General features: G+C 38.6%; 7 protein-coding genes. 2 read left to right on the forward strand and 5 right to left on the reverse strand.

The window, feature by feature from the left end; translation table 11 throughout:
• Nucleotides 1-55 precede the first annotated feature (55 nt).
• The 4 genes from K0A91_RS08290 to gatA all read right to left on the reverse strand — a co-directional run bounded on the left by K0A91_RS08290 (nucleotide 56) and on the right by gatA (nucleotide 3,766).
• Nucleotides 56-541, reverse strand: coding sequence for an RDD family protein (locus K0A91_RS08290; protein WP_295009718.1), 486 nt, complete (start codon nucleotides 539-541; stop codon nucleotides 56-58).
• A 17-nt stretch (nucleotides 542-558) separates the two neighbouring features.
• Nucleotides 559-2,004, reverse strand: a complete 1,446-nt coding sequence (gene guaB / locus K0A91_RS08295) for an IMP dehydrogenase (RefSeq protein WP_295009719.1) — start codon at nucleotides 2,002-2,004, stop codon at nucleotides 559-561.
• Between the two features lie 105 nt (nucleotides 2,005-2,109).
• A complete protein-coding gene (locus tag K0A91_RS08300) occupies nucleotides 2,110-2,394 on the reverse strand; it encodes a heavy-metal-associated domain-containing protein (protein WP_295009720.1) in 285 nt (94 codons plus the stop codon).
• Nucleotides 2,395-2,422: 28 nt separating this feature from the next.
• Nucleotides 2,423-3,766, reverse strand: a complete 1,344-nt coding sequence (gene gatA, locus K0A91_RS08305) for an Asp-tRNA(Asn)/Glu-tRNA(Gln) amidotransferase subunit GatA (RefSeq protein ID WP_295009721.1) — start codon at nucleotides 3,764-3,766, stop codon at nucleotides 2,423-2,425.
• Between the two features lie 484 nt (nucleotides 3,767-4,250).
• Here gatA and K0A91_RS08310 point away from each other — a divergent pair, with 484 nt between their 5' ends.
• Nucleotides 4,251-6,395 (forward strand): DctP family TRAP transporter solute-binding subunit, encoded by a 2,145-nt coding sequence (locus K0A91_RS08310; RefSeq protein ID WP_295009722.1) that lies wholly within the window; start codon nucleotides 4,251-4,253, stop codon nucleotides 6,393-6,395.
• Nucleotides 6,388-8,658: an EAL domain-containing protein gene (locus K0A91_RS08315; RefSeq protein ID WP_295009723.1), complete on the forward strand. Its 2,271-nt coding sequence runs from the start codon at nucleotides 6,388-6,390 to the stop codon at nucleotides 8,656-8,658. Before K0A91_RS08310 ends, K0A91_RS08315 begins: the two co-directional genes overlap by 8 nt.
• Here K0A91_RS08315 and K0A91_RS08320 read toward each other — a convergent pair.
• Nucleotides 8,645-9,427, reverse strand: a complete 783-nt coding sequence (locus K0A91_RS08320; protein WP_295009724.1) for a transposase — start codon at nucleotides 9,425-9,427, stop codon at nucleotides 8,645-8,647. The two genes, K0A91_RS08315 and K0A91_RS08320, sit on opposite strands and share 14 nt — an antisense overlap.
• Between the last annotated feature and the right edge of the window lie 158 nt (nucleotides 9,428-9,585).

Genomic DNA, 9,585 nt, shown 5'->3' on the forward strand with positions numbered 1-9,585 from the left:
TTGAAATAAACTAGTTTGTGTTTAAAAAATCAGGGAGGTTGATGTGTATGTGGTGTTATGAATCGTATATAACAACTGTTCCTGCAAGGAGGTCGTGAAGACCTCTCTTGTCATCTCTGAATGCAACCATAATAAAACCCAGCATCAGAATAAGAGTAGAAGCAATATAGCCAAGAGAGCGTGTAATTGCCTGTTTATTGTCAATATCTTTAAGGGTTTTTGCATCTACTATTTTAACGTGTACAAATTTTTTCCCAGGTGTTGCTCCGCGCCATCTCTTCCAAAAAAGAATCGTAACTAGCAGAACTGAGACTTCAAAAAGAAGCTCCCATTTAAGCGATGTTTGAGGCTGGTTTGTCAACGCTTTTTGAGCATTTCCGCTCATTGCATAAGCTATGTTTTGCTGATATTGTGAAAAGTCAAACCAGTTTCCGTCACTCAAAAAGTAGATAACGATTCCAACGGGCAGAGCAAGAAAAAGAGTGTCTAAAAACGAGGCGAGAAAGCGAACCCAAAAACCGGCATATCTCACTTCATTCATAAAATCTTACCTTAGCGTTATATATGATAGTTTGGAGCTTCTTGCGTAATGATAACATCATGCACATGGCTCTCTTTAAGACCCGCACTTGTTATCTCTACAAACTCTGCTTTATCCCAAAACTCTTCTATATCTTTGCTTCCGCAGTAACCCATAGATGAGCGTAGTCCTCCCATCATCTGGTGGACAATCCCTGCAATGCTTCCACGGAATGGAACACGTCCCTCAATTCCCTCAGGAACAAGTTTGTCGGCAGCTGTGCCCTCTTGGAAATATCTGTCATTTGAGCCTTTTTGCATAGCGCCTATACTGCCCATACCGCGGTATGATTTGTATTGACGTCCTTGAAACATGACAGTCTCACCTGGAGACTCCTCAGTTCCTGCTAAAAGTGAGCCTGCCATGATACAGCTAGCTCCGACTGCAAGAGCTTTTGCGATGTCGCCAGAGTATTTGATGCCGCCATCGGCAATAACAGGAACGCCATGTTTACGTGCTGCGTCCGCGCACTCTGCAATAGCTGAGATTTGAGGAACACCGACACCTGCAACGATGCGGGTAGTGCATATCGAACCAGGTCCGATGCCGACTTTTACGGCATCAGCTCCTGCTTGGATAAGTGCTTCAACAGCTTCTGCAGTTGCTATATTTCCTGCAATTATGTCGATTTCCATAGTCTCTTTTATTTTTCTAACAGTATCTAAGATGCCTTTTGAGTGTCCGTGAGCAGAGTCCAGAACTAAAACGTCAACACCTGCATCAACCAAAGCTTTTGCTCGGTCATACTGTCCAACACCGATTGCAGCGCCTACAATAAGTCTGCCAAAAGCATCTTTGTTTGAGTTTGGATACTCTATGCGTTTTTTGATATCTTTGATAGTTACAAGACCTTTTAAAAATCCTTCATTATCGATGATTGGAAGTTTTTCTATCTTGTTTTTGTGCATAATATCAGCCGCATCATCAAGAGATATCCCTTTTTTTGCAGTGATAAGAGGCATTTTTGTCATAACTTCATCAGCGCGCTTGCTCATATCTTTTTGAAATCTCATGTCGCGGTTTGTAAGAATTCCAAGAAGTTTGTTGTGTGTGTCAATTACGGGAACACCAGAAATTTTAAACTCTTCCATAAGCTCACTTGCTTCTGCTAGTGTTGCATCGGGATGAACATAGATAGGGTCTATGATTACGCCGCTCTCGCTTTTTTTAACTTTTTTTATCTGTTTGCACTGAGCTTCTATATCCATGTTTTTGTGGATAATGCCTATTCCACCGAGTCTTGCCATAGCGATAGCAGCGCGGTATTCAGTAACAGTGTCCATGGCTGCAGAGACCATAGGGATTTTTAGTGAAATGTTTTTTGTCAATTTGCTCTCTAAAGAGACCTCTTTTGGCAGAACCTCAGAGTATTGTGGTACAAGCAGTACGTCTTCAAACGTTAGGGCGCGTTTACGAATTTTCATGGTCATCCTTTTGATTGGTAAAAGTTTTTATGTTGCTATAAAATTCTGTGGATTATAGCTTTTTTGTGGTTAAAAAGAGGTAAAGCGGCTTCTTGGCTAATTTAGCTAATTTTGATTTATCTTTCCGATAGCGCATGATATAAAACTTTTAGCTTTAAGTCCGCCTTTTGTGAAGCTTCCTAAATTTTCATCTTCTAGGGGATAGCCGAGCAATCTCATTTTTTTGCGAAAAACAAGCCCCGCTTCTTTATCTTTTATCTCAAGTGTGACTACTCTTGGTTCTTGCGTTAAATCTATATCAATTTCTCCAAACTCATCAGCTAATGCTTTTTTTATCGTGTTTGCGCATCCGCCACATTTGATATTTAGTGCTTTGAAACTCTTTTGCATAACCAACCTTTTTTTACACATTCTCCGTCTATTTTTGGTAGTTTATTGCTTTTTCTAAGCTAAGTGCCCCGTCAAACAGTGTCTGCTCGCCGTAAGCGTTTGCAATCAGCTGCAAACCTATCGGCATACTCTCAGAGCTTTTTGCAACAGGAACAGAGATGGCAGGAAGTCCTGCAAGGTTTACGCTGATAGTATAGAGGTCGCTTAAGTACATCTCCATTGGGGTTGAAAGCTCTCCAAATTTGTTTGCGGTTGTAGGTGCAACGGGCGAGAGTATCAAATCTACATCTTCAAAGATTTTTGAGTATTGCTCTTTTATAAGGTGTCTCGTTTTTTGCGCTTTTACATAGTAAGCTTCATAGTATCCGCTTGAGAGAACAAAGTTTCCAAGCAAGATACGGCGCTTTACTTCATCCCCGAAACCTTGGCTTCTTGTTTGGATAAATGTGTCGTTTAAATCTTTTCCGACAACTCTGTTTCCATAGCGGATACCGTCATAACGAGCAAGGTTTGTAGTAGCTTCTGCCGTTGCTGTTATATAGTAAGCAGAGATGTCAAATTTTGCGTCCATTAACTCAGCTTCTACTATCTCATGTCCTGCATTTTTCAGAGCGGTTATCGCTAACTCATATGCTTTTTTTACATCATCGCTTGCATTCTCTATATGTTTTGGCAGAACTGCAATTTTGAGTTTTCTTGAAGCGTTTAGTTTGTCGCTTACTTTGTCGTTTTTGTTCGCACTCGTTGAGTCTTTTTCGTCATGCCCGCTAATGATGTCATACAAAATCGCCGCATCTTCAACGTTTTGCGTTATCGGTCCTATCTGGTCAAGAGATGAAGCGTAAGCTCCCAAACCGTAACGGCTCACTCTGCCGTAAGTCGGTTTCATCCCGACAATTCCGCAAAAAGAGGCAGGCTGACGAATACTTCCGCCAGTGTCGCTTCCAAGAGCCGCAATAGCAATACCTGCTGCAACAGCCGCCGCACTTCCGCCTGAGCTTCCACCCGGAACGCAATCTTTGCTGTGTGGATTTAGAGTTTTGCCGTAAAAGCTTGACTCGGTCGTGCTTCCCATAGCGAACTCATCCATATTTGTTCTCCCAAACGGGCTTAGTCCCGCGCCAAGCATCTTCTCTATAACCGTTGCATTGTATGGAGCGATATATCCTTGAAGTATGTTTGAACCTGATGTTACAGACCAATTCTCAACCTGAATGTTGTCTTTTATAGCTATCGGCACACCTTCGCCGACATTGTGAACATCGATGTAAGCGTTAATGTCCGCATTTTTTTCTATATTTGTTTTTAGTTCTTCTTTAAATTTTGCCAATTCGTCTCTGTTTAATTTTAACGCTTCTTTTAATGTAATCACTGCTTTTCCTATCTTTATAAATTATTGAGTGTATTATAGCAAAATGCGTCTGTTTTTTCTTTAGCTGGGTTTTATAACATCAAGCACAAGCTCTTCAAGACACTATTTATATTCTCTACAATTAAATATATTGCAAATTGAAGGATTTTAGTTAAAGTTTAGAGTATATAATTATTTGATAAAAAGTGGAGATTCATTCAGAGATTCATTCACAGGGGTGTAATTCCATTTACAGTTGAGATTGAGTTGATCTCTTGAATGCTCTCTGCAATCTTATGAAGCTGCACACCTCTGTTTTCAAAATCTTTTACAGTGAGATTACTATCATATGCCGCTTTATGCAGAATTTAACTCCGCCGTTGAAAACTAAAGCATAAAACATGGAAAAAAATAAGAAATAAGTAAAATAATTGTAAAATAATAGACAAGAGTTGGAGTAAGTTTTTTAAAAAGTTAAAATTTTTATTATTGAAGCGGGTTATTTATGAAAAAGAGTTATTTGTTGTTTTATATGCTCCTGCTTATTCTCTTGGTAGTGATTGTGGCAGTTCCATTTTTTGAACAAACTCCAAGTGAACAGACGCGAGATGCTCTGGTTAAAGAGCAGGTATATAAACTAAAAATGGCGCACAATATGCCTCCTGAGAGTGTAATGCATCAAGCTTCTAAAATGTTTGCAGAGCGAGTTGCACAAAAAACTAACAACAGTGTCCTTATAGATATCTATCCAAATCAAGCACTTGGCAATGATTATCAGATGGTAGAGATGACTCGTTTAGGAGAGATAGATATTTTGCTAACTCCATCAGCAAAAATGGGTGTATCAGAGCCCTCGATGCAGTTTGTTGATCTTCCCTTTTTCTTTCCCTCCCGTGAGGATCTCTACTCTTTACTTGACGGAGAAGTTGGAAATATGCTTCTTGCCAAACTCTCCTCTGTAAATCTTCTGGGTGTAACTTTTTGGGAAAATGGCTTTAAACATTTTACTTCCAACAAACCACTTTTGTCTGCAGAAGATTTTGTAGATGAAAAGATTCGTGTCATGAAAAGCCGTATCATCATAGATCAGTTTAAAACACTTGGCTCTCAGACTGTAGCAATAGATTTTCATGAGACAAAAAAAGCACTTCAAGATGGAGTTGTGGATGGGCAAGAAAACCCGCTTAACGCGATTGTGAGTATGGATATACATAAGGTGCAAAAGTATCTCACTCTGAGTGAACACGCATATATGGGGTATATCTTTAGTATCAGTTTAAAAACTTACAAAAAACTTCCACAAGAGCTTAGGAAGATACTTATCGACACAGCTTTAGAGATTACTCCCTTGCAGCGTGCACTGGCACAAGCGGATGAGGAGAAGCTTCTAGAATTAATTAAAGCAAGTGGTGTTGAGGTCAATGCCCTCCAACCGCAAGAGCGTGCAAAACTAGAAAAGTTGATGGAGTATATCCCAAAAAAATATGAAGAGCTTATTGGCGGAGAGATTCTCTCAAAAACTCAAGAGATTCTTTTTGATAAGTACAAAAAAGATCAAGATTTCTATGTGATAGGTGTAGATGTAGACCTCTCTATGGATGCAAAGACTTCAGGACTCGCTATCAAGAGAGGGGTGGAACTTGCTGTCGAAGAGATCAACACAAGAGGGGGGATTTTGGGGAAAAAGGTCGCAGTTATTGTCAAAGATAACAGTGCTCTTGCAAGTAAGGGAGCCAAGAATGTTAAAGATCTTTTAAAGTATAAAAATCTTATCGGTGTAGTGGGTGGACTTCACAGTGCTGTGATTTTGGAACAGCTAGAATATATGCAACACTCTGGAATATCGCTTTTTGTCCCTTGGGCTGCTGTTTCCTCTCTGACAGATATAAAAAAACATGACTGTATTTTTAGAGTCTCTGCAAATGATCTTTATGCATCTGATTTTATTGCATCAAATGTACTCAAACGTTTTAAAAAGCCTGCTATATTTTATGAAAACTCTGTTTGGGGCAGAGATAACCATACAAATATAAAGAGATATCTCGGTGAGAGGGGAGTGGAAATTGTCTATGCAAAGCAATTTAACAGGGGGACAAGTGATCTTACGCAAGATATTGCTAGCTCTTTGGCAGAGGGTGCGGATGCTCTGATTATGATTGCAAACCCTCTTGAAGGAGCCGTGATTGTGCAAAATATGGCGAATACGTCAAAGCCGTTACCTATAGTATCGCACTGGGGAATTACAGGTGGAGATTTTTTTTCAGAGAATTCCAAGGCAATTCAAAAACTTGATCTAACCTTTTTTCAGACCTTCTCTTTTTTCAAAAACACAAACAAAGTGAGTCAAAAACTAGCACAAAACTACATCCAAAGCTATGATAAAAAGGATGTAATAGATATAAAAGCAGCATCGGGTGTTGCGCATGCTTACGACTCGGTGAATATTTTAGCCTTGGCTCTTGAACAAACTGGGAGCGCAGAGCATAAGGCGATTTGCAGAGAGGTGCAAAATATTAAAGTGTATGATGGAGCAGTCAAAAAATATATCTATCCTTTTACGTCAGAGCGGTATGATGCTTTGGATGTAGAGGATTTTTATATGGCAAGATATGGAAGCAGAGGTGAGATTATTGAGGTAGAGAATGAATGAACTAAAACTTGCCCATCCACTTAAAAAGAGCATCAAAAGTAGAGTAGTTCTGCGGGTTTCTGCACTTATTGCCGTTGCGATGTTTATAATCCTTGCACTTGTCTCTTTGCTTGTCTATAAACATATGAGCAAACAAATAATCACACTTTTGGAGAATAACTCCGACGCTGTGGGGCAAAGAATTGAGCGTAGAATTAGCTACCTAGTTGACAATTCTGTTCTACTTACTAAAAATGAGTTTATAGTCAATGCTCTTATTGATGCAAAAAATCGTCAAAACTACCTTCGACCGATTGTCAATAATTTTATGGATGGCAAAGATGTTATCTCTTTGAGCGTCTTAGATTTTGACGGGACACCTATTTTTCAAACACAAGAGAAGATTCCGCGTTATGAAAGCCCTAAAGAGCTTCGAGCTTCTCTTGCTCTTGGGCATGATGTAATCTATCTTGATGCTCAAACCAACAATATGATACTCATCGCCCCGATACAATATTATGCGACGACACAGGGTGCTATTGTTGTTCTTTTTGATTTTCAAGATATACTGAAATATAGTAAACCTGAAGATAATACAATCTATATGAAAGTGTTTCAAAAAGGCAAAGAGTTATTTAGCTACCAATATGAAAAAGAGCAAAGCTACCAAAAATATCTTCTTCCGCCTTTGAAATCCATGCCTCTTGTTACAAAGTTAGGGCTAGAAATTGAGCTTGGAGTTTTAGAAGATGTCTATTTTGCTCCTGTAAAAGATACAATGCTTCGACTTGCTGTAATAGGATTTATATTTATTCTTTTTGGAATTTTGGCTTCCGTAATTTTGGCAAACTCTATTACAAAGCCTATTTTAACTCTCTATCAAAGAATTAAACAATCAAGTGCAGGTAATGATGTGTTGTGTAGCCCAGTCGGCACGGATGATGAACTAGAAGCACTTGCAAAAGTTTTTGACGAGTACACTCTTGCCCTGCAGTATCAAGCCAAGCATGACTTTTTAACTAGCTTGCCAAATAGAGTTTTGTTTATGGATAGACTTGAACAATCTTTACGTAATGCGCGAAGAGAGAGCTCGATTGTGGCTGTGCTTTTTATAGATCTGGACCATTTCAAAGAAGTCAATGACTCTTTTGGACACTCCGTGGGGGATAAACTTTTAAAAAATATCTCTACACTTTTAGAGTCAAGTGTACGCGAAACAGATAGTGTCGCGCGTTTTGGCGGAGATGAGTTTACGGTCTTGATTGAAAATATTGAGAGTGAAAATACGATTATTGATCTTATCCAAAATATTATGAATAAGCTCAAAGAGGTACAGATAATCGATAGTTATCAGTTTTATATCTCTTGTAGTATCGGTATCTCTTTATTTCCTCAAAACGCCGCTACATCCGAAGAGATGCTTCAAAATGCAGATGCAGCGATGTATAAAGCTAAAGATGAGGGAAGAAATACATATCAGTTCTATGCAGAGGATATGACGCAAAGAGCGTATGAGAGGCTTACTCTTGAAACCAAACTCCGAGAAGCGATAATAAATGAGGAGTTTGTAGTTTTTTATCAACCTCAAATCGATATGCGTACAAAGCGTATGGTTGGGATGGAGGCGCTCGTACGCTGGATTAAAGATGGTACTTTCGTAGCAACTCCAGATCAGTTTATCCCACTTGCAGAAGATACGCGTTTAATTGTAGATCTTGACCGCTTTGTGATGCGCAGCGCTATCGGACAATTTGCACAGTGGATACGCGATGGGTATAATCCAGGTGTTCTCTCTTTAAACATGTCGATGATACATCTTAATCAAAAGGATTTTATCCAGACGCTTACGAAAATGCTTCATGAGGCTGGGGTGAGCGAGACAAATATAGAGCTAGAAGTAACGGAGACGCAGATTATGAAAAATCCGGAACAAACGATAGAGATACTTCGTGAGATTAAAGAGTTGGGCTTCTCTATCGCAGTGGATGATTTTGGAACAGGGCACTCTTCTCTTTCGTATCTCAAAAAATTACCGGTCAACCGCCTGAAAATCGATCAATCTTTTGTACATGATATCCCCAATGACAAGGATGACATGGAGCTTACGCGTGCTATTATCGCTATGGCGACTAGCTTGAATCTCAAGGTGATTGCTGAAGGAGTTGAGACACAAGAGCAGGCGGAGTTTTTGCAGGAGCATGGATGCTATGAGGCGCAAGGTTATTTATATTCAAAACCTCTTCCACACAAAGAAATTACAAAACTACTAATTACACCCCTGTGAATGAATCTCCACTTTTTACAATTTTACTTATCAATGATTTTGATAGATTCAAATAAGTTGCCATGTCTGCTTGAGAGTAACCGTCTTGGTGCGCGTTAAGTATTGCCAAGTTTCTATCTACTTTTGTAAAAATATCATAGAAATGCTCTTGGAATTGTTTTTCTTGCTTTACATGTAAGATACCGTCTTCTTTGAGTATTTTTTGTTTCTCTTTTGTTTTTATATACTCCAACTCTTTTTCACTCATAGGCTCTCCTAAAAATTCGTTCAGAGTTTTGAGGTCAAACTGTTTGATTAAGATAGAATCACCGCAACATGGATAGTAGGGTTTTGTATTAAAAATAAGAAATGATAATGTGTACGGATAGGTGCTTATTTTGTTAATCATAGAGGCTTCAAGCGGATTGTTTTCTATATATCTAATGAGTGAGTAAAGATAATTTTCAGATGTAATGTATTTTGATTTGTATCTATCCTGCCAGAGATGACCACTGCGTTTGTGTTTTTTGTTAAAATATTTTGCATAGTTCGCACTTATGATTCTCATGAAAGTTGATAGATTTTCCTTTTGTGTCTCTATAAGCAAATGATAATGATTGTCCATCAAGCAGTAATCATGCAGTGTTGTTTTATGAAGAATAGCACTTTTATTGATGATTTGTAAAAACATCTCCTTGTCGTCATGACAATTAAAGACATTACAATGATTTACTCCACGATTTATAATATGATGATACCCAGCTAAATCTATTCTTAGTCTTGTCGGCATTTGTCAATCCTATATTTTAATCATGTATCTTAAGAGCCACTTGCAGATTCCCACAAACAACCAATAATTTAAGCTAATTTAAATTTTAAAAAGCCTTTTGAAATCGTGTAAATGGTATAATTTTTTACCAAAAAAACAATACAAAACATCAATCAAAT

It is taken from the genome of Sulfurimonas sp. (assembly GCF_019429335.1).
In the GTDB taxonomy this organism is placed as follows: Bacteria; Campylobacterota; Campylobacteria; order Campylobacterales; family Sulfurimonadaceae; genus Sulfurimonas.

What these genes read in the sequence shown, in the direction of transcription:
- guaB (WP_295009719.1), bottom strand. Translation starts at nt 2,004, where the DNA reads ATGAAAATTCGTAAACGCGCCCTAACGTTTGAAGACGTACTGCTTGTA.
- K0A91_RS08315 (WP_295009723.1), top strand. Translation starts at nt 6,388, where the DNA reads ATGAATGAACTAAAACTTGCCCATCCACTTAAAAAGAGCATCAAAAGT.
- K0A91_RS08290 (WP_295009718.1), bottom strand. Translation starts at nt 541, where the DNA reads ATGAATGAAGTGAGATATGCCGGTTTTTGGGTTCGCTTTCTCGCCTCG.
- K0A91_RS08320 (WP_295009724.1), bottom strand. Translation starts at nt 9,427, where the DNA reads ATGCCGACAAGACTAAGAATAGATTTAGCTGGGTATCATCATATTATA.
- K0A91_RS08310 (WP_295009722.1), top strand. Translation starts at nt 4,251, where the DNA reads ATGAAAAAGAGTTATTTGTTGTTTTATATGCTCCTGCTTATTCTCTTG.
- K0A91_RS08300 (WP_295009720.1), bottom strand. Translation starts at nt 2,394, where the DNA reads ATGCAAAAGAGTTTCAAAGCACTAAATATCAAATGTGGCGGATGCGCA.